We start from the raw sequence: 24,615 nt of genomic DNA on the forward strand, positions 1-24,615 counted from the left end.
ACTGTCAGGGGATTTGCGATTTTTTAGCCGATAATACGCCTGCCACTCATTGAGTGTGGACGCAGGCAGGGACAGGATGCGATAGGGGTCGATTTCGCCAAGGTGTTCTGCCAGAGTAAAAGCAAAGTGCAGCCACGGCGAACCGATTAGTTTTTTTCGGCGTCCTCCAGCGTACCAATGGAATGGCGTTTTACGGTCTGAATAGCGTCAATCAAGGTGGCATTATCGTGAAGGGTCATCAACTCTTCTGCCGTGGGCAGATCACCGGCAGGAATGGGCTTCCCCTTGTCATCCACCAGACAATCCAGCACCATCTGGATATTCAGACGGGAGGCTTCACGCCCGTTCCCCGCGTCACTCAGCTTTTCGGCGAGCTCTTCCAGATCCAACAACTCGGCGGCAGTCAGGCGACGCAGGTTAACGCGGGTGCCAAACAGTTCAACAGCTTTAATCTGTGGGCGCGGGGTTAATAAGGCGGCTTTCAATGCTTTCATTGGGTGACTCCTGTTTTCGTTTCAGTGATACCCCAGACGAGGTTGTTTTGTTTACCCTTGACGGTAATTTGGATTACTTCACTCGCCGGGGCGTTAATGTCGTTCATTTCCCAGCCGGACAAGGCCAGTACCAGGGTGGCGGTACGTTTGTTCGGCAGGGCAATGTAGAACTGGACGGTTTCACGCTTTTCAGCCGCATTCAGGAAAGCGACGAAGTCTTCATTTTCCGGGTCGTCAATAAAACCGAGGGATTTTTCCGGGCCTTCCGGCATATCGGAAATAAACTGCTTGTTGGTATCAATCAGAGTGGTGCAGTCAACAAAACTGCCCGTCAGTCCCGTTGCCCCTAGTGCCTTACAGTTAATTAAGGGTTTCATCTGCGCCACGCTGTCACCAGACTGACCAAACTTGACGACTGTTCCCGCGGGTAATACCGCGTATTCAGGGGAGGTTGCCATAAGTGTTAACTCCAGTTTACTTAATGTAAGCCGACAAGGCGGCGCGGATTTCCTGCGCCAGTACCTTTAAAACGGCCTGTTTGTTGTAATCCAGCGCCGGGCGGATAAAGGGTTGCGCGACCTGTTTGATCGTGCCCATTTCCTGCGCCAGTGCTTTCAGTCGGTGTGCTTTCGCCGGGCCAACGGTGATCATCACGCCGCCCTCGAATACCCTGGATTTTGCGGTGCGAATGTGGATATTGTCCCGCAAGTGTGGTTGTCTGCTTTTCGGGTCATAACCCGCATGCGCCTGCATATCTTCCTGCACAATCTGCATCGCCGCTTTACCCGCTTTTCGCATAATGTCGGTTTGGAGAGCTGCATCCAACGCTTGCAATTTGCGACCCAGTTCAGTCCACCCTGTCGTTTGCGCCGTGATCATGCTGAGTGCTCCGTATAAGTGATGATAAAGTCCCGTGTTACCCGGTAGCGCTTGCGGTTTTCGGTCAGCTCTTCCGCGTCCTGATGCAACGTTCCGCGTGAAATGGTTTGTACTGGGTAACATCCAAGCCTGCCATGCTGCACTGCTTCCCATGCAGTACGGACTTTTTCCTCCAGTTTCAGCGCCTTGAGGTAATCATTCAGCACAATGATGCTGATTTGAAAACGGGCTTCAATGAGTGCAGAGGTTGCCAGCCCGGTATTGAACCGGGGATCGCTGATGCGCTGGTAGGTCACCCCCTCCAGTACGGTGGAAGGCAATACCAGCGGATAGGCAGGCAGTTGAGTTAACCGTGCTAAATCGGCCTGAATGTCAGACTCTATCATGGCGTACATCCGCTTCCGTGGTGATAATGGCACGGTCAGGGCAGTTGCGGTCTATAGCACGAACAGTAAACAATCGCCCCTGGTGCTCAACCAGCCAATGGGGTTCAACATCCTTTCTTGGCCTGACAGTAAACTGTTGCACTTCGACCACGTGTTGCTGGTCAGCGGTGCGGATTTTGCGGTTAGACATTGCCTTTACTTTCGCCCAGACGGTGGTGATATATTCGGATTTAATGATCTCGGCACCCAGTTCACCCTGTGTGATAACGGGGCGAAACAGTTTGATGCGATGGCGCAGCGTTCCGGCTCTCATCGGCTTTCTCCTATAGCGGGATATAACGATACGGCTCTAATAGCGCCTTAAATCCGGCGGGCATGGACTGAGCCTCACGGTTTTCATACCAGTACCCCACGGTCAGCATAATCGCCAGCTCGACATCCTCTGAGGCCAGTAATCCGTCGAGATCATCCTCCGGTACGGTGTCTTCATACAAACGGCGGTTCAGGTAATTTTCTGCTCGTTTTATGGCGGCGCCGGCATAGGTTTTCAGCAAGGTATCCTCGGTATCATTATCACTGTCAATACGGCATTGTTGCCGGAGTTTTTCAAGGGAAGGGAAAGGCATTTAATCTCCTGAATACCTGCGACTCTTGCAGATCGCAGGTACAAAATCTATGGTCACCCCCGTTTTTGCAACACTGATTTTCGATTAATGTTGGCTTGCTTAAATCTATCCGGCGTCTTTGTGGGCAAGGATGCCCGCGCCACGATGAGTTCCGCGCCTGATGAACCTGAAAAAAACCACGGCTTCATTGAGCCATTTTTGTGCTGAGATTCTTCATCAGGCCGTTGAGCCATTCATGTCATCAATAATCAGTCTTCGCAAAACCAGATGGGTAACTTCTTAATTAACTGTAAGTTCCCGCTACAGCGGGAGTGTTACTGTGCGAACACGGTCTGTCGTGTCGTTATCGCCCAGGCTATCCGGGCTAATTTGTTTGCCAGCGCACAAGCCACCACGCACGCAAGACACTGGCGGTTATCGGCCCTATGCAAGGGATCGTCACCAGATGTTGCCCCGTTTCATCACGGGATAGCGACTGCGCGAGCTCGACTTCTATCTCGGTAATCTGTTCAACCAGATACTGATAATGCGCATGCAGGCGGAGTAGCAACTGCGACAGATAAGGTGGGAGCTTATTATCTGCCAGTACCGCTGAAAGCCGTTTTATCACCGCCATTCCTGTCGGCATACTGATACCAAATTCCAGCAAAAACGCATGCATCTGGTTTGTCGTCTTAACCTTATCCCTGATAAGAGACTCCCTAACCCGATGTAATGCTCTCATCGCTTGCTGCGCTTCAGTTCTGGGTTGAACAAACCGTATAGAGGGACGCGATGCGGCCTCGCATATGGCTTCAGCATCGACAAAATCGTTCTTGTTACTCTTAACAAAAGGGCGGACAAACTGCGGAGAAATCAGTTTTGCTTCGTGGCCTAAATCAGCAACCCGGTGAGCCATAAAGTGTGCCCCAGCGCAGGCCTCCATTACCACTGTAGCTGAAGAACACTGACCAAGAAATTCAAGAAGTTTGGCTCTGGTGAATTTTTTACGAAGAAGAGCTTTACCGGATTTATCCTGGCAATGAACGTGGAAAGAGTGCTTACCGAGATCGATCCCAATGAGTGTGACGTTTTGCATGATGGCCTCTCCAGAATGGAAAACACCCTGCCAGCCTACGCTCACAGGGTGGGGGTGACCATCTCATTAAAACCGTAATAAAGCGGCGGAATTTCCAGCAGGGATGGGTTAACCTGCGGAAGCACTGCCCTTGCCGACCAATGCCTTGATGGCGGCGGTGTCTTCCAGAATGCAGTCGAAGCGGTGGAAGGCCAGAAATGCTGTCTGGTCATAATCCGCATAGCGCTCAACCAGCCGTCTCAGTGTCATGTAGGCCACGCGGCGAATAATGAAACGGTTGAAGTCCCCGCAGTAGATAAACTTGTTCCCTGCACCCATGTCAGCAATGGCCTGATCAATGACATACGGCACCCCCAGCACGGTAGACGGCACCACGCCCGCAATCTCAGGCAACCACAACGGGCGACGCTGTGCATCCTCCATCTCGGTGATGAGTTTCAGCGTGCTGTCATTGAACGCCCAGCGGAAGGTGCCGGTATTGCGGTATGCTGGATCAAGGGCGTGTTTCAGGGCGTTTATGTCTTTCCAGCCAAACTTGGCGGCGGCATCCACTGTGCCGGTCACGGACGTTTCCAGTCCCTTGGGTTGTTGCGGGCTGCCCTTGCCGGTGCCTTTGACCAGATACCGGGCTTCACCGCGCCCGATGCGCTCGGCAATGCGTTTAGCCAGATAGGCTTCCATATCAATACCAGAATCCAACAACAGCTCATTGGAAACCCGAATAATTTTGGAAGAAAGTTTTTTTGCCCCCAGGGATTCCGTGCCGAACGTGGTGTCTTCTTCACTGGCTGCGGTGTTTTCACCCAGCAGCTCGCCTTCTTCTTTCGTGCCATCGGCGGTGGACCACTCGATAGTTTGCCCGGTGGAGGTACTGAGAATTTGTGCAACACTAGCGATCCCCCCGTAGGCTTTCATGGCTTCCACCATCTTATTCAACATCTGGGTGGGGACGGTGTAACCGCCTTTTTCATCGGGGGAAACACCCTGTGTGCGCAACTCCCGCAACGCCTGACGTTCCTCGGTGGTCATTTCCCCCAAACCGTGACGCAGGAACTTATCAAACGCGGCTGCGCGGCGCTCCTGCTGTTCGGTTTCGGGGTTAGCCGGCTGATTGCGCTGTTCCGGTTCGGTGTTGTCCACCAGTTGCTGATCCAGACTGCGCAACGATTCCTCGCGCTGGATTTGCTCGTTGATGCTGTCCAGTTCCGTTTTGGCTCTGTTCCATTCGGTGCGCTGCTCTTCCGTCCAGGCGTTATCCCCGATTTTATCATGCAGGGTGCGCATTTCGGCCGCGATGGTGTTACAGCGTTGTTTCAGTTCATGCAATTTCATGATCCCATCCTAAATATTCAGTAAAGTCAGAATGCGCTCACGCGCCATTTTTTGGTTAATTGCTCGCTGGAATGCCCCGCTGCTGCGGGCTTCCTGCCAGGCTTGCAGAGAGCGAACCGCAGAGTCCGCTTCCTGATACGCCGGATAGGTCACCGGACTTACGTCATACAGGCGGGAAAATTGCATGATTTCCCGGATAACGATCCCTTCCTCATCCTCGTACCAATGTTCGCCATCACGGGCGATCCGAAAAGCAAAGGAAGACTGGTTAATATCGCCCCGTTGCATGGGTGCCAGCACCAAATCACGTATCGTCTGGGTATCCGGTACCTGAAGGGTATATTGTAGCCCGCGCTCATCCACGGAGAGCGACAAGGTACCGGAGGTACTACGCCCTAGAATAAAATTAGGGTCATGGTTAAACAGCCCGCGTACATCATCATTCAAAACATCATCAAACGCGCCCGGCTTGATAATTTCACGAAAGCCCCAGAGCGGTTCTGAGCGGCTGTTAAACACCGATCCATAGCCGACAATGCGCGTCGGCTGGTTCTCCAGTGTTTCCGTTCGCACTTCACCGCTGTAACAGCGCATTTCTCTGTCACTCATCGGTTGGTTTATCCTCTTGGTTGGGTTCAGGGGGAATTTTCGGGTTCAGCAAGTTGGCGGCATTGACGCTGACCAGCATGGTATCCAGCCCCGCTATCGGGTTCATGTCTTCAAAGGCACGGGCTTCATTACGACTCATCCAGCCATCAGTAATGGCGAAATGGTAGAAATCCGCCCGCTCTTTCGGTGTCCCGCGCAGCAGCCCCGCCAGATTAAACCGCACATAAAACCCGGCCATGCGTTCCTGACGGGTAAACAGGCGGCGGTTCAGTTCCTGCTCCCAGTTCGCAACCCATGGCATGATGGTATGCCGGGTAAACTGGATGACCTGTTCGGAAATATTGGAGTAAGTGGCTTTCTCCAAATCGTTGATCATATGAGCGGGCACATTGAAGATCCCGGCTATCATGGAGCGGTTGAGTTTCAGCATATCAATCAACTGCGCATCCACCGGGGAAACCGTCAGGGCTTTGTAGTCCAGCTCGGCGGGCAGCAGCAGGGTTTTATTTTCCTCACTGCGTAACGCCGCTGAGGCTTTTCGCCACATCGCTTTCAGACGCTCCCAGCCCTTGTCATTCATCTCACCTTTCACCGACACAATTCCGGCCGGGCGGGCATTGCCGCCAAAAAAAGCGCTGGTGTATTTCTGCCCGCTCATGCCTATGCCGATGGTTTCTGCGTGTTGCAGAATGGGACTTAACCCTATTTTTTGGTTATTGCCCAGCGCCCGGATATGGATCATATCATCTGGGCTGACAGCAAAGTTCCCCTCACTGTTATACACGCCGTAGGTGTAGCGCCCGCCCGAATTGAGCAGTGTGGTTTCCCACGGCATACAGGCGTCAATGCCGGTGACTTCCCCTTTTCGGTTGCGTTTTACCCAGGTATAACCATTGCCCCAGCCGAGAATATGACGCTGTTTTAACTCTCGCCATTTATAGCTGGTCTGCCAGTTGTTGGGTTCATCGTGGACCAGATAGAACACCGGATGGTCACGGGCCATTTCCACCGATTGCCCCGTCTTGCGCATCACATGCAGGGGCATCTGTGCCACAGAAGAAGACAGCACGTAGATACAGGCATAAACCGCCGCCAGTTTCATGGATGTTTCCGGGCTGACATACACATCCGTGCTGAACAGTCCCTCATACTCAGCAGCTTCCGCGGTCAGAGGCATTGCCGGGTTCTCCAGCGGTTCGCTGCGAAACAACGCATCAAGCAGCATGTTGCCTCCTTCTGGCGACCGCCAGCGCATAGGCCATAAGCAGTACACCGCCGATCATCAGGGTATTTGCTAAGCCGTATTTCAGGTAGCAGCCCGCCAGCACCGCCCCGACGCCCACCAGGGCCGTGATATCAATCAGTAAATTTTTCATAACATTAACAACTCATCCGGATCGAGGTTGGAAAGAAAATCGGGATCTTCACCCCCGTTCACCAGTAATCGGCTCATCGCAATAAACAGGGCGACAGGTCCGTCAATTTTGTTTTCCGGTGTGGATTTATTGGGGAAAATGTTCTCGTTCTTATCCGGCTTGACGGTGACGTTGGACATCATCCACGTCATCACCGGGTTACCGTCGTGATGCAGGCGGCCGGCGTAAATTTTCGCCTCGGCCTCTTTCATGGCTTCGGACAAATTTTTCACCGTCTGAGCAACCTCAACAACCGGGGCACCTTCCGCCGCCACAGCTAAACCGAATTGCGTTGCGCTCCACGGATCATACGCCAGCTCGTTCATCGAATCGCCACCAGCCCAGGCCAGTGTTTCCTCTTTGATTAACGCATGATCGACAACATCACCATCGGTGAACTCCAGATAACCAGCCTCGTGCCATTTTTTGTACAATTCAGCCTGTTGTCTGGAACAGGCCTCCAACCGGCCTTCCGGTATCCAGAAGCGTGACTTGATGTAAATATCGCCATTCGACGCCAACCAGACTTTGACCGCGGCTGAAATATCGATCTTGTTGGCAAGGTCAACGCCAAGCCACATCGGCCAGTTCGCCGACTCCGAGCTATCCCAAGAGTCGCGGCATTTTTCCCAGCGCGCCATATCCATCCACGTCTGCTCGCCTTGCACCCAGACATTTAGGTGCTTGGTGAAAAAGTTAACGCGGGCGGCCACCTGTTCTTTCGCCTTTTTCGCCAAACGGCGCATGTCGTCCCAGCGTTTACAAATCCCCAGGCCGGGGTTTGCTTTTGGCCAGTTGGCCTCATCAAAGGGATCGTCATCCGGGTCCAGCGTGTAAATTAGGGCAAAGTAACTGTCATCCTTGATAGATAGCGGGTCTGGGTTGGCGAAATTCTGCAATACCTTGATCGCGTAATCCCGCTGCTCGTAGCAGATGCCTTCCTTGTTAAAGCCGGCGGTAGTGATGGCGAAGATCAACGATTGCAGACGAGCGCCCGTCGCTGTCTCCAACACATCCCAAACGTCGCGGTTTTTATGCGCGTGAAGTTCATCAACAATCCCACAGTGGATGTTCAGGCCGTCAAGGTTGTTAGCATCACTGGCCACCGGTTCAAATTTAGAGCCGGTCCGTTCCTGGTGAATGTTCAGCTTGTTGCTACCGAACAACCGCCCCAGCGTTTTAGCAGCCAGCTTGACCATCCGCTTGGCGTCATCAAATACAATGCGTGCCTGATCGCGGGTTGTCGCCGCCGAATAAACCTCGGCACCGCCTTCACCGTCAGCACCGGTCATATAGAGGCCGATGCCAGAGGACAGTGTTGACTTGGCGTTCTTACGCGCAACTTCGTTATACGCGGTGCGGAAGCGACGAACATAAACCGGCTCACCGTCATCATCCAAAACGACCTCAGAAGCCATCTCGTCAATCAGCGGAATAACGAACCCGAACAGGTTTATCAGAATAAAAACATGCCAATCCATCAACTCGATCGGCTTGCCTGCCAAATGCCCCTTCACATGAGGGACGAAATTATAGAAATCGAGAATGTGCTGCGCTCGGCCTTCATCGAAATAAACACCGCGCTCGGAGCCGTGTTCTATATCATGAAAAAACCGCCGGCACGCCAGGCGCACCAGTTCGCCAGCAACAATCTCGCCGGATACCACGCGCTCGGCGTAGAGGAATCCATCTGTAACAGTTGCCATTCATCATTTGCGCTTTTTAAGGAATTCTTCCAGTGGGTCAACCTCAGCCGGACCCTTGGCACCGACCTTGGAGCGGCTTGCGGGTGTCATACCAAACTCTGACAGCATGGCGCGAATTCTTTTCCATACATCGGCCTTCATCATTGCGGCCGGGTGCGGCTTAATCATTCTGATCTCTCGCTCTTTCCCCTCGTCTGGCTCGTCCTCGCTATACACCACGTAAGTGTATCCCTCTCGATCGAGCGTATCGCAGTGATGCCGGTACTCGACATACGCCTCGATCAGCAACTCGAGCGCCTTCGCATCCAGCGTGGTCATCACGCCGATGGCATCAAGTTCCTCACCGATCCGCTTAAACCAATACTTGCCCTGCTTATCAAAATGCTTTGGCGTTAGGGGAACCCCAGACGGCGGTTTTGGCTCGTTTTTGTTGATCGCCCGTTTTGATGGGTTTCCTTTCACTAAAGTCAGGTGTGTCGGGGTTTTCGGCGGTCCTGGCATAATCGAAAACTCCTATTAATTGCCACATAGGGATACCCAAAAAAAGTTTTCTAACCTGCGGCGGCGTGAAAAGAGGTAAGGCGGCGGTCCTTAAGGGTGAGAGTGGTAGGGATTTGACCCGCCACTTCCCCTATAACGATGACATATGCAATAATTGCAAATGGAAATTAATATTCACTCAACCTTTTATCGTAATCGCTCTTTCGCGGTCTTCTGTCTATGGCAGGCTTCACACAACAATTGCAGGTTGTTCAACGCATCGGTGCCACCGTGGGCTTTGGGTTGGATATGGTCAACAGTGGTACCCGTAATGGCTCGCCTCTGTCGTAAGCAATGCTGGCACAGGTAGTTATCCCGTTGTTTGACTTTGGTCTTTAACTTATCCCATTGACTACCATAACCGCGTGTATCTCGGCTCTTGCCTTGCTGGTGATTCTGCCAGCCTGTGTGCAGATGGTCAGGACAGTAGCCGCTGCGGTCGGTGGTGGTCTTAGGGCAACCTTGCTTGCGACAAGCGCGGGGGATGCGGGGTGGCATTGATATCTCCATTCATGCTAATAATGTGATGTTTTTTAACCGAAATTTTGTTCTAACTATTACTTATTTAATAGTAAGTAGAGTTTGAGATAAGTATATTTCTTTAATCACATCAATCAAAATTGAGCCTTATCAATGAGTTTGATAAGTAATTACAGAAAGACATTCTTCCATTCGCTATTTCTTACTACCCTCACTCAACAAGCAGTGCAAATATCCCAGAATCATTAGTCATTCTGATGAAGATTGTTACACTGAGTACATAATTAATTCACCACGCACACAAGCTACTTAATTACTTTAACGCTTTCCGCTTCAATGACCCGTATCGCCCGCTTATCCAAATTGCACTGCTCAATGACCGTGAGTAGCTGCTCATTCATAACAAGGCTGTCACTCCAAGTCATGCGGTCAGGTATAGCAGGCGGTACATAGTCAGCGAGCAAGTGCGCTGGGATCGGCACTGGCAGCATCTGAACGTATTCGGTTTGTATGTTGCTGCAACCGGGTAACAGCCCCATCAGGAACAGTACGATTGGCGCAATCATGATTGACAACAACCGTTTTGATGGCAGCCTGCATTTTCTCAGAATCCACGGTTGCCCGGTTCCGGTCTTCGCTATTAATACGTGAGAGTTCATTGATTACCCTGATAGCATTGAAGGTGTTATCTGTGATGGCAATCTGATTGTCATACTGTCGCTTTAAGCTATCGTATTTTTCGGCCTTATCCTGATATTCACTGTAATAGAACCAGAGCAGGCCAGAGACAAACACCAGAGCTCCGAGGGTGAAATATTGGCTATTGAATTTCATTGTTGTATTCTCTTGCCTATCCACGCCATCACCGGCACCGCCATTGAATTACCGATTGCCCGATAGCGATGTCCATCAGGACAATTTGCAGCGGGTTTACCATTCCACGGAATTTGGGTGTGATTATCGGGAAGTCCCTGTAAACGCTCGCATTCGACAGGAGTTAAACGGCGCACAGCATAACCATAATTCACGCCATGAACATCTGATGCCGTCAATGTATAGGAAATCTCTGGGTGATAACCAATACCATTACCGCCATTTTTGGCGTTTCGATTGATTATATTTCCGGCTAATGCAATTGCCACTAAATCCGCCGCGCTCTTAGCATCCCTGGCTTTCAAGGTTGATGAGATATCATCCGTCTTATATTCCCCGAACGATAACTGCCGATAGGTGGATACCAACCCGCTGCCTCTTTGCGAACACAGCACCTGATGACTCATGCCGATACCACCGACATTGTGACTCTGGTTTAAGGTCGGATGCGGGTTTAGCACTGAGTCCCAGTGACTGCCGATAACAGCGCGGCTTCCAGTGTGAGCGGTAACTGCTTTCCCCGCCGTTGAGCGCGCTTCAGTATCCCGGCACACGCTCTCGGACTCAAAAAGTATTTGGGTGGGACAGATGTCTGCTCGAGCACTTGCGACAACAAACACCCGGCGGCGGTGTTGGGCCACGCCGAAATATTGAGCATCCAAGACTCGCCATGCCACGGTGCGTTGTGGTCCAAACACCAAACCTGCGTTTGTCCATTTTTTCCCTGCCGGCTGCAAAGGTTCATCTTCTCCGGCAAGGACAGCAAGAAAGCAGCCAAAGGCGTTATCTTTGCTGGTGAGGACACCGGGGACATTTTCCCAGACAATGATTGACGGCGGTTCGCCGTTTGTTGCCCTGACTGAATCAATGACATTAGCCAACTCCACGAATGATAATGTTAATTGCCCCCGCTCATCACCCAGCCCATGACGTAACCCCGCAATGCTGAACGCCTGACAAGGGGTACCACCAACCAAAATATCTGGCGCAATGATTTGGTGGCGGGCAATCATGGCAGGAATTAGAGTCATATCCCCCAAATTCTGCACATAAGGCCAGTGATAGGCCAGTACCTCACTGGGGAATTCTTCAATTTCACTGAACCACACTGGTGACAGCCCGAGTGGTTCCCAGGCCACGCTGGTGGCTTCAATGCCGGAACATACCGAGCCGTATGTCAGTCTATTGTCGGAGTTGTTATTGCGAAAGCCTCTGATCATCTGTTTACTCCGAATTTGTTTTTGAAAAAGACAAAAACCGTCTCCGCAACAGCCCCGATCTTCTTCGTACCCAAAAAACCTATCAGTACCCCGAAGAACTGGGCCAGGCTCAGCGGCAAATTTGCCCATTCCAACGCATTGATAATTCCGACGCTCATCGCTGCGCAAATGAAGGCTTCGGCCAGTGAAACTCGCCAACCGGAACCGTCCCGTTTTTCCCGGGTAAATGCGGTTAATGCGGCCAGAAAAACGCCACTGAGAAAAGGTGAATTGCTCAGTATCCAGTTCCATAGCTGTGTCCAGAATTCCGTATTTTTTTCAGTCAATTTCATACTCCACCCCATTAGGACAATGGGTATCAGTGGGGGGAAATAGGTTCGCCCCTGTAAGTTGTAGTCAATGGGATGCCAGCTACAATAGGCAGTATTGAGGCTCTGAAAGGGGTTTCGGGGGCAGATTTTGGATAGCAACGGCTTGTTTTACCCCCTCAAATAAAGGAGAAAAAACGGAAAATGGTTATCAATAAGACCCAGTGAAACGGCGTCTTAAATTTGTTAGTTCAGTTGTAAACGCTAAGTTGACAACTGCTCATTAATCTCTTGTTCGGTCTGTTTAAACCTCGCTCCTTCCAGCTCCACACCTAGTACACGACGATTGAGTTTCAAAGCCGCTTTCAGTGTCGCTCCGGAACCCATAAAAAAATCCGCCACCAGATCCCCTTCGCGGCTGCTGGACTGGATAATATGCGCCATCAGGTCAGCCGGTTTTTCGCATGGATGCTTGCCCTGATAATACTGAACAGGGGCAAAATTCCAGACATCGGTATAAGGCACGGCGACCGTGACGGTGAACGAACGACGCAATAAGCCATGTTCCTGCCGCAATTCATCATATTGACGCGACAGGGTTAAATGAGAGTCCACCAGCTCAGAATACGGGGTTTTCAGTTCGCCACGCTGATGCTTTTCGTTAGCAATACACTCAAACAATACCTGTAATTTTTGGTAGTCGGTTTCATTGGGTAACTGCCACTGGCTATCGCTGAACCAGTGACTGGCCATCTGCTTGCCGGTGGCAGCGTGAATGTCTTTTGCCGTGACACCTAACGCTTTCCGTGCATCACGAAAATAATCGATCAGCGGTTTAAATACCGACTGCTTGAGTTCCCGGCATTGTTTGAAATAGCCATCTCCTTTCGGGTGATAGGGGCCCTGATAATGTTCGGCAAAAATAATGCGTTCAGTGGCCGGAAAATACATCCGCAGGCTTTCTTTATTCTGCCTGCGCCACGGGCCGGACGGTTTCGCCCAAATGATATGGTTCAATACGTTAAATCGTTCCCGCACCAACAATTCCGTATCAGAGGCCAGACGCGAACTACAAAACATATATAGGCTGCCGTTGGGTTTCAGTACCCGCCAAAATTCGGCAAGTAATTCATCCAGCCACGCAAGGTAGGCCGTGACATCGTGCCACTGGTTATCCCAGTGACAGTCTTTTACGCGAAAGTATGGCGGGTCAGTGGCAATTAGGTCGATGCAGTTATCCGGCAGAGTTTTGATAAATTTCAGCGAGTTGTCGTTAATTAATGTGATACGGTTTAAATTCACAAGCGTTTTCCATAAATCGACGCTGACGAGTTCTCAGAAAAACCACGGTGAAAAGTGCCAACCTTTCACCGTTTAAGACATAACCCGGTCAAGGGCAACGTTTGAAAAACGTGTCATCATTCCGGCTTTCCATCAAACCCGCCAGACGAAATTGTGTTAACAGTAATTGGCAACGGGGTTCAGGTAGCCCCGTTAATTTGTAAACATCAGAAACGCTAACCCAAATATCCTGGGGAATGGTTTCTAAAACGCAGGCGGCTGTTGTTGTCATATCTTCATGTTTTAGCATGATAATCTTAACATTTTGGTGAGTTTTTGTACGTAAACACACATGTAACTCTGACCAAGAACAACAGCAAGTCTTATGTTTATTTCAGGCAATAAAAAACCCCGCATTTGCGAGGCCTGATAAATCGGTATATTCGGTGACATTGCAATCACGTTTACCACAATATACCGACTTTTGTAATTACACAACCGCTTTAACCATTTATTTTCGCACACATTAATTCATTTCCAACGTTACCCTGGAGACCGCCAGAACGCCTTCGATAAACCCTTCCGCCACTTGCACCCGTTTGGTCACTTCGTTATGGGAAATCCCTAAGTGGTCACTCATTGGCCTCAATGCAACCCCCTTAATATAGTGCAACACAAGGAGTTGGAATAAATAAGGATCATGTTGCTTCAACCGCAGCACAGCGGCATCCAGCGCCATGCCGTCATCATCACAACACGGGGAACGCGTTCTCCGGTTACTGGGCAACAGCCCCTTAAATCCGGCGGCTACAGAGGACCAGTCCACAGGGCTTTTGCCCTCATAAACCCATTCCCCCCATTGGTTGAGGATCATTCGCATATCACGCATTTGTGCACTCTCTCACCCGCGTTAATTTTCCGTGACATTCTGCATCTTCCACACCTCGTCATACTCAGAAGCCGGCATATTGGCGATATAATGATAAGGATCAGCCTGTTCCCGGTGCAAAAACTGATGGGAATTTTTGTCCAGATAAAGCCCAATACCGCCCTCCCAGCCATTACCGTTCCGTTGTTTCTCAATCAGTATCATAGCAGCCGGACCTGCCAGCTTTTCCCGTTCCTTATCCATTAATATCGCCCCGGTTTCCTGCTTTTGCAGTACACGCTCACGGGCTTTATTACGCCAGATAATCATCAGGTTGTCGGTCAGGTCGGTAATAGCGCCGCTTCCTTTGACATCCATCTTCCCCGTCGGCCTCTCTTCACTGTCACCTTTTCGGCTATGTGTCACCAAAATAACATGGCTATTGGTGCTGTTTTTGAAGTCACACAAGGCCTCCACAAAGGCTTTCTGCCCGTTGTAATCATCCTCCCCGATACCACATTTCATCAGGCTATCGATAACAAACAACTGAATGCCATAACGACGCCGGGCATAGTTAAAGATCTCAATCACTCTCGCGGCCTTTGCTGTCCCCGTCAGGCCAAATACCCACAGCCGGTCATCATAAAATTTGAATGCCGAGTCGATTTCTATCACGGGCGGTCTTTCCGAGCAGGCAGCTTGCTGGGTCAGGCGCTTAAGCAACTGCCCCGGTTTCAGTTCGAAGGAGGCCACACAAGCCCGTATTCCCTGACTCATCGCTTCACACAACAGATGCCCTAAAATCTCACTTTTCCCATGCCCGTTAACACCATTGAGCACCGTGAGTTCTGACTCGCGGAAACTGAAATTATGATTCAACATTTCCCACGGCGTTTTGAACAGGTATTGTTCCTGACCATAGAAAGCGTCAAGGGTGTCCTGATAGAACTCTCTGGCACTGCACAGCTCTTCCGGGTCAAAAAAGGCCGCCGTTTCAAGGCAACGAACCACGTCATCCTGTGTCATACCCGCCTGTAAGCACGCATTGATATCCTTGTACGGCAACTTGACTAACCGACAGCGGTACTCCCCCAACCGATTGGCAATTTCTTTTGCGGCTTCCCGTCCCACGTCGTCGTTGTCCATTGAGATCCAAATTTGCTCGAAGCGATCAAGGTTATGGTATTCAAACTCAATCCACTGCTGCTTGGCTCCCTTACCACCCCCGAACGGCACAGAAAGGGCAGGCAGACCGTACTGGTGATAACTCATGCAGTCGATCTCTCCTTCACATAAAATTAACAACCGGACGTGATGAGGTATGGCCTGCCAGCCAAACAGACAGGGTTCGCACCGGGATTCAACCATAATCACTTTCTTGCCCTGGGGACGCTCAGTACTGATGCGTTTTACCTGTAACAAATCCCCGTTTCGTTTGTAGGGAAACGCAATGGCAGGCAATGCCCTGTTTTCAGCATGAAACCAGACGCTGGCATCACCGATCTCAAAAGCCTCCGCCGTCTGATGGGTGATCCCCCTGCTTTCCAGATAGGCATAACACAGGTTGGGTTTGAAGACGTGTTTCGTTAACATTTTGCGATCTGGCCGGACAAAGTTTTTTTTCTGCCTGGCAGCAAAGTGATGATCGTCATCCACAATCCCCAAGAACTGTTTTGCCTCAGTCATGGCCTGGTGCAGACCACAGTCACGCACCCGCACCCATAAATCCAGCAGATCACCGCCGGTTCCTTCTGCAAAGTCGGACCAGACTTTCTTGCCTGACAGGTTAACCTTAAGGCTTTTCCCCTCTTCGCCATTGACCGATCCTACTACCCACTCATGCCCCTCTCTGCGCCCGTTAGGAAGCAGGTATTTTGTGACACGCGTTACACTGCCCCAGAGTTTTTCCGATAGTTCTTTTGGTGTCATGATGCCGTCCTTCCATTTAACTGGCTAAATCCATACCACATTGCCAGCCTGTTATCGAAATCATCGTTCGATGTAGTAATAGTCCCCGTACTTCTGAATGGGGGAATGATCCGGTGTCGGATTTTTTTGTGGCTCCCTTTGATACGTTTTTGCGTTACGCAGCCAAGTGTTCAATGCCCGCCCCCAATCCACAAACCTGGTGCCCTTGCTGGCATGATGGTCAGTAAATTTTAAAAATTCTTCCTGCAAATTCACTCCCAGCTCACTGGCCAGCGCTTGATGCTGCTCTGTCGGGAAAAAACTGTCTGGCAATGAGTGTTTGTTTTCCGTTTTTCGTGACGATTTCTCGCTGATGTCTATAGCAGGTTCCTTGACTGGTTCAAAAGAGTGACTGGTTCTGGTGCCATCTGGCGGCATAGGGGGTATATCATCTGACGACACAGGTCTGTTTTCTGGCGGCACAGGGGGTATGCTTTTTGGTGGCATAGGGGCAGCCGATAAATTCAGGTAATATACATTCGAGGCATTTCCCTTACCGTTATGGTTACCCAGTCGGTTTTCCTTGATAAGCAGCCCCATCTCAATCAGGACATCAATGTGACTTCGCACAGCACTTTTGCTACATTCGCAATGATCCGCAATGTGCTGATACGAAGGCCAGCACTCCCCTTTGTCGTTTGCATTGTCCGCTAATTTAATAAGCACCAGTTTTCTCAGGGGGTTCCCAACCTTGATGCTCATGGCCTTAGCCATCAGACTCATACTCATGCCGTTTCCCCCCCTGTTACCGTACGCTAAACAACATCCACATGTTCATATCGAGTTCATCCAAAACGCCATGCATAATCAGCCACCGACTGGAATTTACTCATGGATCTTAGTTTCAGGCGGCGGGAAAACTTTAGGTAGGTCAGGACGCAGTTCATGGGCCTGGACTGCACCGTTTGAAAAAATCACGATATCGGGTACCAACGACACCGAAACCCGTTTTTTTCCATATAACCATGCGCTGATGAGAGATTGCGCACACCCCAGAACCTGAGCCAGCTTGGCTTGGCTGCCTGCGATCTCTATCACTTTTATTATCACACTGTTTTTCATTAGTTCCTTTCTCCAACACCTCGGCAATAAAAATATCACCAACAGCCAATATAAATCACTATTGGAGTATTTGTAAAGGTATCACTTTAGAGATAGAATAAGAAAAAAATGTTCCAAGACAGCAGTTCTTGGGCTTATCCCCTGTATTTCACGTAAATGCGGGAACCACTTATGAGGCACTTATGAGGCATTTATGACGCTTGCTGATAGATTAAAAGAAGCCATGGCAGATAAGGGGCTGACCCAATCTGCTCTGGCAAAAAAAGCCGGCATGGCACAATCCATGATATGGAAATTACTTTCCGGGAACGCCGTCAAAACAGGCAGACTCGTTGATTTGGCCAAGGCGCTTGACGTACGTCCGGAATGGCTCAGTGATGGCAGTGGTCCTAAATCGCAGTCTGGTGATACTGATTTTGCTGTCAGGCATGACAACCGTTATGTACCGGTAAAAATTTATGAAGCAGAACAAGAAATCCCGGAATCCTTCATGGTACCGGCCTTTTCTGAACAGCAGCTCCCTATTGAATCCTGCCGGGCTTATCGTATCCCTCAAAATACCGGCTGCGCTGAAGCGCCGGAAGGGACTGTGATCGTGGTGGATACACAGGAAGATATCGCCAATGATGATTTAGTCTATGCTCGCATCGGAGAACATTATTCGGTTTATCGTTATAAACAAGGGGGTGCTGTCAGCTTTTTATCTGTTGATGACTCGCGTATCCCCTTGATAACCCTCTCTCCTGACATGGAAATCGTCGGTGTGATTGTTTATTTATTTCGTAACATGAAGCGAAAACGATAACATTCTCATCCCTACTCGAAACACCGCCAAATCCTGCCTATCTTTATGACAAGATACTGTTTTTTAGTGCAGTATCTTTGATAGTGTTGAAATTGTTATCACCCTCAAGATCCAAAATCATTCAGATAGTATCAAATTAAAATTACTTTATATCAATAAGATAATTAAAAAAATTGCTTTATATCACTATAGGTATGGATTTAATGAGATTTAAGTGATAACGTTAGCGACATCAAAGTGATAGGAATAATCACTAAAATAGTCAGCGAGAGGATTTATGAGTACCTTTACTTCTGCCACCATCAAGGAACCGGCAACAAAACAAAAAAAGGCTATCAACATTAAAGGCATTGTTGCCAATATCGCACAAGCGAACAGCCAGCATATAGGCACAACACCGATTACCTTTTTGGCAGGCCAGTACCCAAAATACAATAATCGAAATAACAGCATGGGCACAAAAAATAAAGATGAATTTAAACATCATCTATTAACGAGTTATCGGATCAGCCCAAAACATACAGAGCCTGTTCCTTGTTATAATTTAGAACCCATTGTCGATTATGGTTATGCACTCTACAAGAGGAGAGGACGGTATATGTATTTAGTTGATATCATTCCTCTCATTAAAGCAGAAACGAAAATACTGTCGGTAATCGAAAATCGATATACCACAGGCTAATAAAACAGAAAAACAAAAGCCTTACATTTTTATAAGTATAAAAACTTAATGACAGCGCCTACGCTGGGGAATATTTCACTCTAAATTTAGAATGGTTATATACAAGAAGAGAATATGAAAAATATATATTATATGATAACTGCAAAGCTGCATTGAAAATGCATTTAAATAATGCATAGATTACCTAATGAGCAAATAAAAGGGTTATGCAATATCTTATCCAGATAATGAAAACTATACCCAATGGATTTCAAATTGCATCGCGGCGGCAAGGGAACGCCCCCTGGAAGCATAGATAACTATGTGACCAGGGTGAGTGAGCGAAGCCAACAAAGAGACAACCTGAAAGACGAAGAGTATATATGAGGCACTCCTACTGACATTACCAATACTGCGGAAGAAATCGCCATATTGATATGATGAACGGGTACCTACAACGGAAGACCAAAAAATTCAAATGGTTCCCCTCACTACTGAACTAAAATACACCATTTTGAGGTGACGGGTAGGAAGACAGTCACTGAAAAAGTTGTCTGAGTGGCTTTAGCAAGCAATTATCAGAAAGGAAATAGTAAATAATGGCAACGAGATACATTAGTCTTAAAGAGATGTGCAAACTGGTAGGGAAGAGCCACCCTACTCTGTGGCGGATGTGGGCAAAGAGAAACGAATTCCCAAAACCATCAAAAACAGAAAGCGGGATTTTTTTGGGCTGGCCTGAAGAAGTCTACGAAGAGTGGGTTAAAACGAAAAAACGCTAAAGACACCCGTTAGAACACCCGCGCTTTTTACGACACCTGTCAAAACTGACGTAACTAATTGTTTTTTATGGTACGCCCTACAGGATTCGAACCTGTGACCTACGGCTTAGAAGGCCGTTGCTCTATCCAGCTGAGCTAAGGGCGCATTAGGGGATATAGAATAAGAAACATTATTAATGCCTTAACGCAGCACCGGATTATACGGGCATAATGGAATGAGTCAATGCCCTTTTCGCTCATATGTTCATTTTATGATTATTAATAAAACTGACAGGCGGTTCATGTTCTGACAAAATAGTCCCCATTCCTATATTTGATAGTGGAATCTTAAATACATGTCAGCAAAAATTATTGATGGGAAAACGATTGCGCAGACAATCAGAAACGAAGTTGCAGAAAAAGTCAGGCAGCGCGTTGCCGCCGGAAAACGAGCACCAGGTCTTGCCGTCGTTTTAGTGGGAGAAAACCCAGCTTCTCAAATTTATGTCGCCAGCAAACGCCGCGCCTGCGAAGAGGTCGGGTTTATGTCCCGCTCTTATGACTTGCCTGATACTACCAGCGAGGCTGAATTACTCTCCCTGATAGATGACCTGAATGCCGATGCGCAAATCGATGGTATTTTGGTTCAACTCCCTTTACCTGCCGGCATTGATAATGTCAAAGTACTGGAACGCATTCATCCCGATAAGGATGTGGATGGTTTCCATCCTTATAATATCGGCCGTTTGTGCCAGCGCGCCCCTAAACTGCGCCCTTGTACTCCCCGTGGAATTGTAACTCTGCTTGAACGCTGCAATATCAATACCTATGGGCTAAATGCTGTTATTATTGGCGCTTCTAATATTGTTGGGCGCCCTATGAGCCTTGAATTGCTGTTAGCAGGCTGTACAACTACTGTAACGCATCGCTTTACCAAAAACTTACGTCAGCATGTTGAACAGGCGGATTTACTCGTCGTTGCGGTTGGTAAACCCAACTTTATTCCTGGTGAGTGGATTAAGCCAGGCGCAATTGTGATTGATGTTGGTATCAATCGGCTGGAAAATGGCAAAGTCATTGGTGATGTTGATTTCGATAAGGCGTCCGAACGCGCAAGTTGGATCTCCCCCGTACCTGGCGGTGTCGGACCAATGACCGTTGCAACATTGATTCAAAATACCTTGCAAGCTTGCGAGGAATATCATGATGTGGATACAACTGAAGGTTATTGATGGAAATTTTTTATTTAGATGGTCACCCTTATGTCGAGTTATGTGATTTGCTGAAATTTCAAGGCTGGTGTGAAAGTGGTGCTGCGGCGAAAGCCGTGATTGCAGAAGGTTTGGTACAGGTTGATAGCCAACTCGAAACGCGTAAACGCTGTAAAATTACTGCCGGTAAAGTTGTTGCCTTTAATGGCGAATCTGTTCGCGTTGAAGCATAACTCAGTAGGTAAACATTACCACTAATACTTTTCAGAAAAACAGTACCTTAATATACAAGGTACTGTTTTTTTTTATTTTATATATACCAATCGTCTTTCAAGATCCGTCTTATTATTATCTCCCCGTGTAGCGGGGAGATATAAACAATCACATTGAGTTGCAATTTACAACACTATATGAAACTTGATGTTTCCCCCGCTTCGTAGGGACAATCATACGCATCTTGAAGTTAGATTGGTATAAACCAGTACAAGGTGATATGTGAATATTAAATAATATGATGCCAATAATAACATCAATATTATTGGCAGATATCGTTCTTTCTGGCTACAAATTTATCTGTTTTTATTCGCAAAATATGTGACATTGACGATATATTGATAAACAATCATATCAATTTTCTAATAAGTCGCTATACTGGGAAGCTTATGTACAACTGAAACGGAGTTAATTATGTTAAGTAATAGAGCTGCAAGAAGGTTGTTAGGTTTGTCTTATAAATTAAGTAATTCTAAACGTAGAGTAAAAGTTTCTCTTCTTAATCCTGCTTCCAGTGATAACACTCATCAAATACCAGAACATCTGAGTCATTCTTCTTTCGTTGCCATGAAACGAGATGCGGTTTCTGGAAAAGTCACGTATCACGCTGGAAATGCTTTCTATCCTAAGCACTTAAACAGTCATCAATAAATTTGTCGGTTTTATTCCGCTCATTTATACAACCAGAACTACAACTAAAAAATCTCGCTAAAAAAGCGTAAAGACATTAAAAACTGAACCGCCCATCTAAGGGGCGGTTCTGGTGATCAAAAAAGCAAAAATCGATTATTTACGACGCCATGTTGTTCCTTGTGGGCCATCTTCCAGCTCAATTCCCATTTCATTTAACTGATCGCGCGCCGCATCAGCCAATGACCATTCTTTGTTTTTACGGGCATCGTTACGCTGTTTGATTAATGCTTCAATTCGGGCAACATCGTCGTCCGCCTGTGCTCCGCCTTGCAAAAAGTGTTCTGGATCTTGTTCCAAAAGACCAAGAATCCCTGCTAATTTACGTAACCTTGCCGCCAGACCATTAGCCGCAACCATGTCTTCGGTCTTCAAACGATTAAGCTCACGCGCCATATCAAACAAGACTGAATACGCTTCTGGTGTATTGAAATCATCGTTCATTGCTTCAACGAAACGAGCTTCAAATGCTTCCCCACCAGCAAGTTGGGCGAATTTATCCGTGCCACGCAGAGAAGTATACAAACGTTCAAGGGACGTGCGCGCCTGTTTCAGGTTCTCTTCCGTATAATTCAACTGGCTGCGATAGTGGCCGGACAGCAAGAAATAACGCACGGTCTCAGCATCGTAATATTCCAGCACATCACGGATAGTAAAGAAGTTGTTCAATGACTTGGACATCTTCTCTTTATCCACCATGACCATGCCGGAGTGCATCCAATAATTGACGTAAGGACCATCATGGGCACAAGTGGATTGGGCAATTTCATTTTCATGATGCGGGAACATTAAATCAGAACCGCCACCGTGGATATCAAAGTGGTGACCCAGCGTCTTGCCGTTCATGGCGGAACATTCGATATGCCAACCCGGACGTCCTGCTCCCCACGGAGATTCCCAGCTCGGCTCGCCTGGTTTGGACATTTTCCATAACACAAAATCCATCGGATTACGTTTTACATCTGCCACTTCAACACGGGCACCCGCTTGTAATTGTTCCAAATCCTGGCGGGAGAGCAGGCCATAATGAGGATTGGTGTCGATGGAGAACATGACGTCACCATTAGCGGCAACATAAGCGTGCCCGCGCTTAATCAGCTCTTCTGTGATGGCAATGATCTCTGGGATATGCTGCGTTGCACGAGGCTCTAAATCCGGGCGCAAGATATTCAATGCATCAAAATCGCTGTGCATTTCTGCCAACATGCGTGCGGTCAAATCGTCACAACTTTCATGATTTTCGATGGCGCGTTTAATAATTTTATCATCCACGTCAGTGACGTTACGGACATACGTCAGATTATATCCCAGATAACGCAGGTAACGAGCAATCACATCAAATGCCATAAATGTTCGGCCATGACCAATATGACACAAGTCATAAATGGTGATACCACACACGTACATGCCCACTTTTCCTTCGTGAATCGGCTTAAATTCTTCTTTTTGACGGCTGAGAGTGTTGAAAATTTTTAGCATCAGTGGGTTTCCGTAAAAATTAATGTACGTGTAATAAAATCAAATGAATTGGGTGATTATAGGCTTCTTTATCAGCAAGATAAATAAATGAGAATATAGAAAAGCCAGACGAGTATTTCACCTTGATATGCAATGCTTTGCAAGTGCCATAAACCGCCTTGTTCTGATATGTTTCAGAATACTGACTCAAAATCTGAGATATGATATAACAACGGTTGTTCCGAATCCCCTAAATACAGGGTCAATCAAAACTATTACTAGGATTTCTATTATGGTGACTTTCCACACCAACTTTGGCGATATCGTAATCAAAACCTTCGCTGATAAAGCACCTGTAACTGTTGAAAATTTCCTGAGTTACTGCTCGGAAGGTTTTTATGACAACACTATTTTTCACCGTGTTATCAATGGCTTCATGATTCAAGGCGGTGGCTTTGAACCAGGTATGAAGCAGAAAACAACTAAGGCTCCTGTCAAAAACGAAGCCAACAATGGCCTGAAAAACAGCCGTGGCACTATCGCTATGGCACGCACCAATGATCCGCACTCTGCAACTGCCCAGTTCTTCATTAACGTTGTCGATAACGATTTCCTGAACTTCCGTTCAGAGCGTCCGGATGGATGGGGTTACTGTGTATTTGCCGAAGTTGTTGAAGGCATGGACGTGGTTGATAAAATTAAAGGTGTTTCCACCGGTCGCAGCGGTATGCACCAAGATGTTCCACATGAAGATGTGATCATTGAACGTGTCACTGTTGGCGAATAATTACTGTTAGACGCTACATGAGTACACTGTTTATTGCAGATTTGCATCTCAGTGAACAAGAGCCGGCAATTACTGCCGGTTTTCTGCGTTTTTTACGTGAAGATGCAATCCACGCTGAAAGTCTTTATATTCTCGGTGATTTTTTTGATTACTGGATTGGTGATGATGATCCCAACCCATTGCATACCAAAATCGCCCAGGCCCTTAATGAACTGAAACAACAAGGTATTCCCTGTTATTTCATGCATGGCAATCGTGATTTCTTGCTCGGCTCCCGTTTTGCCAGAGAGAGCGGCTTGATTCTGCTTCCACAGGAAGAAGTGCTGGAGTTGCATGGTAAACGTATTCTGATTTTGCATGGCGATACGCTATGCACCGATGATATCAACTATCAGCAATATCGTAAGCGGGTACATACTCCGTGGATACAACGGCTATTCCTGTTTCTCCCTTTATTTATCCGTTTGAAAATTGCAGCCAAAATGCGAGCAGGTAGCCAATATACCAACAGCCAAAAATCCGCGTCTATTATGGATGTCAACCAAGAGGCTGTTATTGAGCATTTTAATAAATATCAAACAGATTGGATCATTCACGGGCATACTCATCGTCCAGCAATACACGATATTCAGATTGGCGATAAAACCGTGCATCGCGGTGTATTAGGGGCCTGGCATGAGCAAGGTTCGATGTTCAAAGTTACAGAAACGGCTATTGAATTGATATCCTTCTCTTTCTAAGCAACTTGTTTATTTTGTAAAAATCGATAAATCAAACGACGCAAACGTTTTCCTCATGCTATTAGCATGATATGATCCGCCATCTGAAATTTCATCTTTGTTCT

The 24,615-nt window shown here is 48.0% G+C and carries 32 protein-coding genes, 1 tRNA gene and 1 pseudogene; 8 read left to right on the forward strand and 26 right to left on the reverse strand.

Features of this window, described 5'->3' with window-relative positions; all coding sequences use genetic code 11:
* Positions 1 to 146: 146 nt before the first annotated feature.
* From WDV75_RS03305 to WDV75_RS03420, 24 genes and pseudogenes are all read right to left on the reverse strand, one after another.
* Positions 147 to 494 carry a phage tail protein gene (locus tag WDV75_RS03305; RefSeq protein WP_273558842.1) on the reverse strand — a complete coding sequence of 116 codons (348 nt, stop codon included), beginning with the start codon at positions 492 to 494 and terminating at the stop codon, positions 147 to 149.
* Positions 491 to 952 carry a phage tail protein gene (locus WDV75_RS03310; protein ID WP_273558840.1) on the reverse strand — a complete coding sequence of 154 codons (462 nt, stop codon included), beginning with the start codon at positions 950 to 952 and terminating at the stop codon, positions 491 to 493. The genes WDV75_RS03305 and WDV75_RS03310 overlap by 4 nt, the downstream gene beginning before the upstream one ends.
* Positions 953 to 968: 16 nt before the next feature.
* Positions 969 to 1,373, reverse strand: a complete 405-nt coding sequence (locus WDV75_RS03315; RefSeq protein ID WP_273558838.1) for an HK97-gp10 family putative phage morphogenesis protein — start codon at positions 1,371 to 1,373, stop codon at positions 969 to 971.
* Positions 1,370 to 1,759 (reverse strand): hypothetical protein, encoded by a 390-nt coding sequence (locus WDV75_RS03320; protein WP_273558836.1) that lies wholly within the window; start codon positions 1,757 to 1,759, stop codon positions 1,370 to 1,372. Before WDV75_RS03320 ends, WDV75_RS03315 begins: the two co-directional genes overlap by 4 nt.
* Positions 1,746 to 2,072, reverse strand: coding sequence for a phage head closure protein (locus WDV75_RS03325; RefSeq protein ID WP_273558834.1), 327 nt, complete (start codon positions 2,070 to 2,072; stop codon positions 1,746 to 1,748). Before WDV75_RS03325 ends, WDV75_RS03320 begins: the two co-directional genes overlap by 14 nt.
* Positions 2,073 to 2,082: 10 nt before the next feature.
* Complete coding sequence (locus tag WDV75_RS03330; RefSeq protein ID WP_273558832.1) at positions 2,083 to 2,385, reverse strand: head-tail connector protein; 303 nt, start codon at positions 2,383 to 2,385, stop codon at positions 2,083 to 2,085.
* Between the two features lie 400 nt (positions 2,386 to 2,785).
* Positions 2,786 to 3,463: pseudogene (locus WDV75_RS03335) on the reverse strand (IS110 family transposase); the annotation flags it as partial.
* 108 nt (positions 3,464 to 3,571) lie between these two features.
* Positions 3,572 to 4,795, reverse strand: a complete 1,224-nt coding sequence (locus WDV75_RS03340; RefSeq protein WP_273558827.1) for a phage major capsid protein — start codon at positions 4,793 to 4,795, stop codon at positions 3,572 to 3,574.
* A gap of 9 nt (positions 4,796 to 4,804) precedes the next feature.
* The gene (locus WDV75_RS03345; protein WP_273558825.1) at positions 4,805 to 5,404 is read right to left on the reverse strand and encodes an HK97 family phage prohead protease; all 600 of its coding nucleotides are present in this window, start codon (positions 5,402 to 5,404) and stop codon (positions 4,805 to 4,807) included.
* Positions 5,397 to 6,629: a phage portal protein gene (locus WDV75_RS03350; RefSeq protein ID WP_273558823.1), complete on the reverse strand. Its 1,233-nt coding sequence runs from the start codon at positions 6,627 to 6,629 to the stop codon at positions 5,397 to 5,399. The genes WDV75_RS03345 and WDV75_RS03350 overlap by 8 nt, the downstream gene beginning before the upstream one ends.
* The gene (locus WDV75_RS03355) at positions 6,619 to 6,780 is read right to left on the reverse strand and encodes a hypothetical protein (protein WP_273558821.1); all 162 of its coding nucleotides are present in this window, start codon (positions 6,778 to 6,780) and stop codon (positions 6,619 to 6,621) included. The genes WDV75_RS03350 and WDV75_RS03355 overlap by 11 nt, the downstream gene beginning before the upstream one ends.
* Positions 6,777 to 8,525 carry a terminase large subunit gene (locus WDV75_RS03360; RefSeq protein WP_273558819.1) on the reverse strand — a complete coding sequence of 583 codons (1,749 nt, stop codon included), beginning with the start codon at positions 8,523 to 8,525 and terminating at the stop codon, positions 6,777 to 6,779. Before WDV75_RS03360 ends, WDV75_RS03355 begins: the two co-directional genes overlap by 4 nt.
* Before the next feature lie 3 nt (positions 8,526 to 8,528).
* Complete coding sequence (locus WDV75_RS03365) at positions 8,529 to 9,026, reverse strand: phage terminase small subunit P27 family (protein ID WP_273558817.1); 498 nt, start codon at positions 9,024 to 9,026, stop codon at positions 8,529 to 8,531.
* Positions 9,027 to 9,212: 186 nt separating this feature from the next.
* Complete coding sequence (locus tag WDV75_RS03370) at positions 9,213 to 9,563, reverse strand: HNH endonuclease (protein ID WP_273558815.1); 351 nt, start codon at positions 9,561 to 9,563, stop codon at positions 9,213 to 9,215.
* A 287-nt stretch (positions 9,564 to 9,850) separates the two neighbouring features.
* The gene (gene lysC / locus WDV75_RS03375; RefSeq protein WP_273558812.1) at positions 9,851 to 10,027 is read right to left on the reverse strand and encodes an Rz1-like lysis system protein LysC; all 177 of its coding nucleotides are present in this window, start codon (positions 10,025 to 10,027) and stop codon (positions 9,851 to 9,853) included.
* Positions 9,999 to 10,379 (reverse strand): hypothetical protein, encoded by a 381-nt coding sequence (locus tag WDV75_RS03380; RefSeq protein WP_273558810.1) that lies wholly within the window; start codon positions 10,377 to 10,379, stop codon positions 9,999 to 10,001. The genes lysC and WDV75_RS03380 overlap by 29 nt, the downstream gene beginning before the upstream one ends.
* A complete protein-coding gene (locus WDV75_RS03385; protein ID WP_273558808.1) occupies positions 10,376 to 11,638 on the reverse strand; it encodes a DNA cytosine methyltransferase in 1,263 nt (420 codons plus the stop codon). Before WDV75_RS03385 ends, WDV75_RS03380 begins: the two co-directional genes overlap by 4 nt.
* A complete protein-coding gene (locus tag WDV75_RS03390; protein ID WP_273558806.1) occupies positions 11,635 to 11,970 on the reverse strand; it encodes a phage holin, lambda family in 336 nt (111 codons plus the stop codon). Before WDV75_RS03390 ends, WDV75_RS03385 begins: the two co-directional genes overlap by 4 nt.
* Positions 11,971 to 12,210: 240 nt before the next feature.
* Positions 12,211 to 13,248: a DNA-methyltransferase gene (locus WDV75_RS03395; protein ID WP_273558804.1), complete on the reverse strand. Its 1,038-nt coding sequence runs from the start codon at positions 13,246 to 13,248 to the stop codon at positions 12,211 to 12,213.
* A gap of 88 nt (positions 13,249 to 13,336) precedes the next feature.
* Positions 13,337 to 13,537: a hypothetical protein gene (locus WDV75_RS03400; RefSeq protein WP_273558802.1), complete on the reverse strand. Its 201-nt coding sequence runs from the start codon at positions 13,535 to 13,537 to the stop codon at positions 13,337 to 13,339.
* Positions 13,538 to 13,753: 216 nt separating this feature from the next.
* Positions 13,754 to 14,116: an antiterminator Q family protein gene (locus WDV75_RS03405; RefSeq protein WP_273558800.1), complete on the reverse strand. Its 363-nt coding sequence runs from the start codon at positions 14,114 to 14,116 to the stop codon at positions 13,754 to 13,756.
* Positions 14,117 to 14,137: 21 nt separating this feature from the next.
* The gene (locus WDV75_RS03410; RefSeq protein ID WP_273558798.1) at positions 14,138 to 16,024 is read right to left on the reverse strand and encodes a toprim domain-containing protein; all 1,887 of its coding nucleotides are present in this window, start codon (positions 16,022 to 16,024) and stop codon (positions 14,138 to 14,140) included.
* 60 nt (positions 16,025 to 16,084) lie between these two features.
* Entirely contained in the window at positions 16,085 to 16,792 is a 708-nt protein-coding gene (locus WDV75_RS03415) for a helix-turn-helix domain-containing protein (RefSeq protein WP_273558796.1), read from the reverse strand.
* 96 nt (positions 16,793 to 16,888) lie between these two features.
* Entirely contained in the window at positions 16,889 to 17,125 is a 237-nt protein-coding gene (locus WDV75_RS03420) for a YdaS family helix-turn-helix protein (protein WP_273558794.1), read from the reverse strand.
* 193 nt (positions 17,126 to 17,318) lie between these two features.
* Here WDV75_RS03420 and WDV75_RS03425 point away from each other — a divergent pair, with 193 nt between their 5' ends.
* From WDV75_RS03425 to WDV75_RS03435, 3 genes are all read left to right on the forward strand, one after another.
* Positions 17,319 to 17,930, forward strand: a complete 612-nt coding sequence (locus WDV75_RS03425) for a helix-turn-helix domain-containing protein (protein ID WP_273558792.1) — start codon at positions 17,319 to 17,321, stop codon at positions 17,928 to 17,930.
* A 277-nt stretch (positions 17,931 to 18,207) separates the two neighbouring features.
* Positions 18,208 to 18,612 (forward strand): hypothetical protein, encoded by a 405-nt coding sequence (locus WDV75_RS03430; protein WP_273558789.1) that lies wholly within the window; start codon positions 18,208 to 18,210, stop codon positions 18,610 to 18,612.
* A 578-nt stretch (positions 18,613 to 19,190) separates the two neighbouring features.
* Positions 19,191 to 19,373: a helix-turn-helix transcriptional regulator gene (locus WDV75_RS03435; RefSeq protein WP_273558787.1), complete on the forward strand. Its 183-nt coding sequence runs from the start codon at positions 19,191 to 19,193 to the stop codon at positions 19,371 to 19,373.
* Between the two features lie 68 nt (positions 19,374 to 19,441).
* Here the strand turns inward: WDV75_RS03435 and WDV75_RS03440 are convergent.
* A tRNA-Arg gene (locus WDV75_RS03440) sits at positions 19,442 to 19,518 on the reverse strand.
* 190 nt (positions 19,519 to 19,708) lie between these two features.
* Here WDV75_RS03440 and folD point away from each other — a divergent pair.
* The 3 genes from folD to sra all read left to right on the forward strand — a co-directional run bounded on the left by folD (position 19,709) and on the right by sra (position 21,487).
* Positions 19,709 to 20,584: a bifunctional methylenetetrahydrofolate dehydrogenase/methenyltetrahydrofolate cyclohydrolase FolD gene (gene folD / locus WDV75_RS03445; protein ID WP_189759615.1), complete on the forward strand. Its 876-nt coding sequence runs from the start codon at positions 19,709 to 19,711 to the stop codon at positions 20,582 to 20,584.
* On the forward strand, positions 20,584 to 20,796 hold the full coding sequence (ybcJ, locus tag WDV75_RS03450) for a ribosome-associated protein YbcJ (RefSeq protein WP_273558785.1): 213 nt from the start codon (positions 20,584 to 20,586) through the stop codon (positions 20,794 to 20,796). Before folD ends, ybcJ begins: the two co-directional genes overlap by 1 nt.
* A gap of 454 nt (positions 20,797 to 21,250) precedes the next feature.
* A complete protein-coding gene (gene sra / locus WDV75_RS03455) occupies positions 21,251 to 21,487 on the forward strand; it encodes a stationary-phase-induced ribosome-associated protein (protein WP_273558783.1) in 237 nt (78 codons plus the stop codon).
* 135 nt (positions 21,488 to 21,622) lie between these two features.
* On the opposite strand, the gene cysS is transcribed toward sra, so the two are convergent.
* Entirely contained in the window at positions 21,623 to 23,005 is a 1,383-nt protein-coding gene (cysS, locus tag WDV75_RS03460) for a cysteine--tRNA ligase (protein WP_273558780.1), read from the reverse strand.
* 271 nt (positions 23,006 to 23,276) lie between these two features.
* Here cysS and ppiB point away from each other — a divergent pair, with 271 nt between their 5' ends.
* The gene (ppiB, locus tag WDV75_RS03465) at positions 23,277 to 23,771 is read left to right on the forward strand and encodes a peptidylprolyl isomerase B (protein WP_074019340.1); all 495 of its coding nucleotides are present in this window, start codon (positions 23,277 to 23,279) and stop codon (positions 23,769 to 23,771) included.
* Between the two features lie 17 nt (positions 23,772 to 23,788).
* A complete protein-coding gene (gene lpxH, locus WDV75_RS03470; protein ID WP_273558778.1) occupies positions 23,789 to 24,511 on the forward strand; it encodes a UDP-2,3-diacylglucosamine diphosphatase in 723 nt (240 codons plus the stop codon).
* The last annotated feature ends 104 nt before the right edge of the window (positions 24,512 to 24,615 follow it).

The sequence above is a fragment of the Xenorhabdus griffiniae genome, from assembly GCF_037265215.1.
GTDB lineage: Bacteria > Pseudomonadota > Gammaproteobacteria > Enterobacterales > Enterobacteriaceae > Xenorhabdus > Xenorhabdus griffiniae.

Coding starts and splice junctions, on each gene's coding strand:
- ppiB (WP_074019340.1), top strand. CDS start 23,277: ATGGTGACTTTCCACACCAACTTTGGCGATATCGTAATCAAAACCTTC.
- WDV75_RS03410 (WP_273558798.1), bottom strand. CDS start 16,024: ATGACACCAAAAGAACTATCGGAAAAACTCTGGGGCAGTGTAACGCGT.
- lpxH (WP_273558778.1), top strand. CDS start 23,789: ATGAGTACACTGTTTATTGCAGATTTGCATCTCAGTGAACAAGAGCCG.
- WDV75_RS03405 (WP_273558800.1), bottom strand. CDS start 14,116: ATGCGTGATATGCGAATGATCCTCAACCAATGGGGGGAATGGGTTTAT.
- WDV75_RS03310 (WP_273558840.1), bottom strand. CDS start 952: ATGGCAACCTCCCCTGAATACGCGGTATTACCCGCGGGAACAGTCGTC.
- folD (WP_189759615.1), top strand. CDS start 19,709: ATGTCAGCAAAAATTATTGATGGGAAAACGATTGCGCAGACAATCAGA.
- ybcJ (WP_273558785.1), top strand. CDS start 20,584: ATGGAAATTTTTTATTTAGATGGTCACCCTTATGTCGAGTTATGTGAT.
- WDV75_RS03330 (WP_273558832.1), bottom strand. CDS start 2,385: ATGCCTTTCCCTTCCCTTGAAAAACTCCGGCAACAATGCCGTATTGAC.
- WDV75_RS03345 (WP_273558825.1), bottom strand. CDS start 5,404: ATGAGTGACAGAGAAATGCGCTGTTACAGCGGTGAAGTGCGAACGGAA.
- WDV75_RS03365 (WP_273558817.1), bottom strand. CDS start 9,026: ATGCCAGGACCGCCGAAAACCCCGACACACCTGACTTTAGTGAAAGGA.
- WDV75_RS03350 (WP_273558823.1), bottom strand. CDS start 6,629: ATGCTGCTTGATGCGTTGTTTCGCAGCGAACCGCTGGAGAACCCGGCA.
- sra (WP_273558783.1), top strand. CDS start 21,251: ATGTTAAGTAATAGAGCTGCAAGAAGGTTGTTAGGTTTGTCTTATAAA.
- cysS (WP_273558780.1), bottom strand. CDS start 23,005: ATGCTAAAAATTTTCAACACTCTCAGCCGTCAAAAAGAAGAATTTAAG.
- WDV75_RS03380 (WP_273558810.1), bottom strand. CDS start 10,379: ATGAAATTCAATAGCCAATATTTCACCCTCGGAGCTCTGGTGTTTGTC.
- WDV75_RS03415 (WP_273558796.1), bottom strand. CDS start 16,792: ATGAGTATGAGTCTGATGGCTAAGGCCATGAGCATCAAGGTTGGGAAC.
- WDV75_RS03355 (WP_273558821.1), bottom strand. CDS start 6,780: ATGAAAAATTTACTGATTGATATCACGGCCCTGGTGGGCGTCGGGGCG.
- WDV75_RS03340 (WP_273558827.1), bottom strand. CDS start 4,795: ATGAAATTGCATGAACTGAAACAACGCTGTAACACCATCGCGGCCGAA.
- WDV75_RS03430 (WP_273558789.1), top strand. CDS start 18,208: ATGAGTACCTTTACTTCTGCCACCATCAAGGAACCGGCAACAAAACAA.
- WDV75_RS03400 (WP_273558802.1), bottom strand. CDS start 13,537: ATGCTAAAACATGAAGATATGACAACAACAGCCGCCTGCGTTTTAGAA.
- WDV75_RS03390 (WP_273558806.1), bottom strand. CDS start 11,970: ATGAAATTGACTGAAAAAAATACGGAATTCTGGACACAGCTATGGAAC.
- WDV75_RS03315 (WP_273558838.1), bottom strand. CDS start 1,373: ATGATCACGGCGCAAACGACAGGGTGGACTGAACTGGGTCGCAAATTG.
- WDV75_RS03370 (WP_273558815.1), bottom strand. CDS start 9,563: ATGCCACCCCGCATCCCCCGCGCTTGTCGCAAGCAAGGTTGCCCTAAG.
- WDV75_RS03360 (WP_273558819.1), bottom strand. CDS start 8,525: ATGGCAACTGTTACAGATGGATTCCTCTACGCCGAGCGCGTGGTATCC.
- WDV75_RS03425 (WP_273558792.1), top strand. CDS start 17,319: ATGACGCTTGCTGATAGATTAAAAGAAGCCATGGCAGATAAGGGGCTG.
- WDV75_RS03385 (WP_273558808.1), bottom strand. CDS start 11,638: ATGATCAGAGGCTTTCGCAATAACAACTCCGACAATAGACTGACATAC.
- WDV75_RS03435 (WP_273558787.1), top strand. CDS start 19,191: ATGGCAACGAGATACATTAGTCTTAAAGAGATGTGCAAACTGGTAGGG.
- WDV75_RS03305 (WP_273558842.1), bottom strand. CDS start 494: ATGAAAGCATTGAAAGCCGCCTTATTAACCCCGCGCCCACAGATTAAA.
- WDV75_RS03420 (WP_273558794.1), bottom strand. CDS start 17,125: ATGAAAAACAGTGTGATAATAAAAGTGATAGAGATCGCAGGCAGCCAA.
- WDV75_RS03320 (WP_273558836.1), bottom strand. CDS start 1,759: ATGATAGAGTCTGACATTCAGGCCGATTTAGCACGGTTAACTCAACTG.
- WDV75_RS03325 (WP_273558834.1), bottom strand. CDS start 2,072: ATGAGAGCCGGAACGCTGCGCCATCGCATCAAACTGTTTCGCCCCGTT.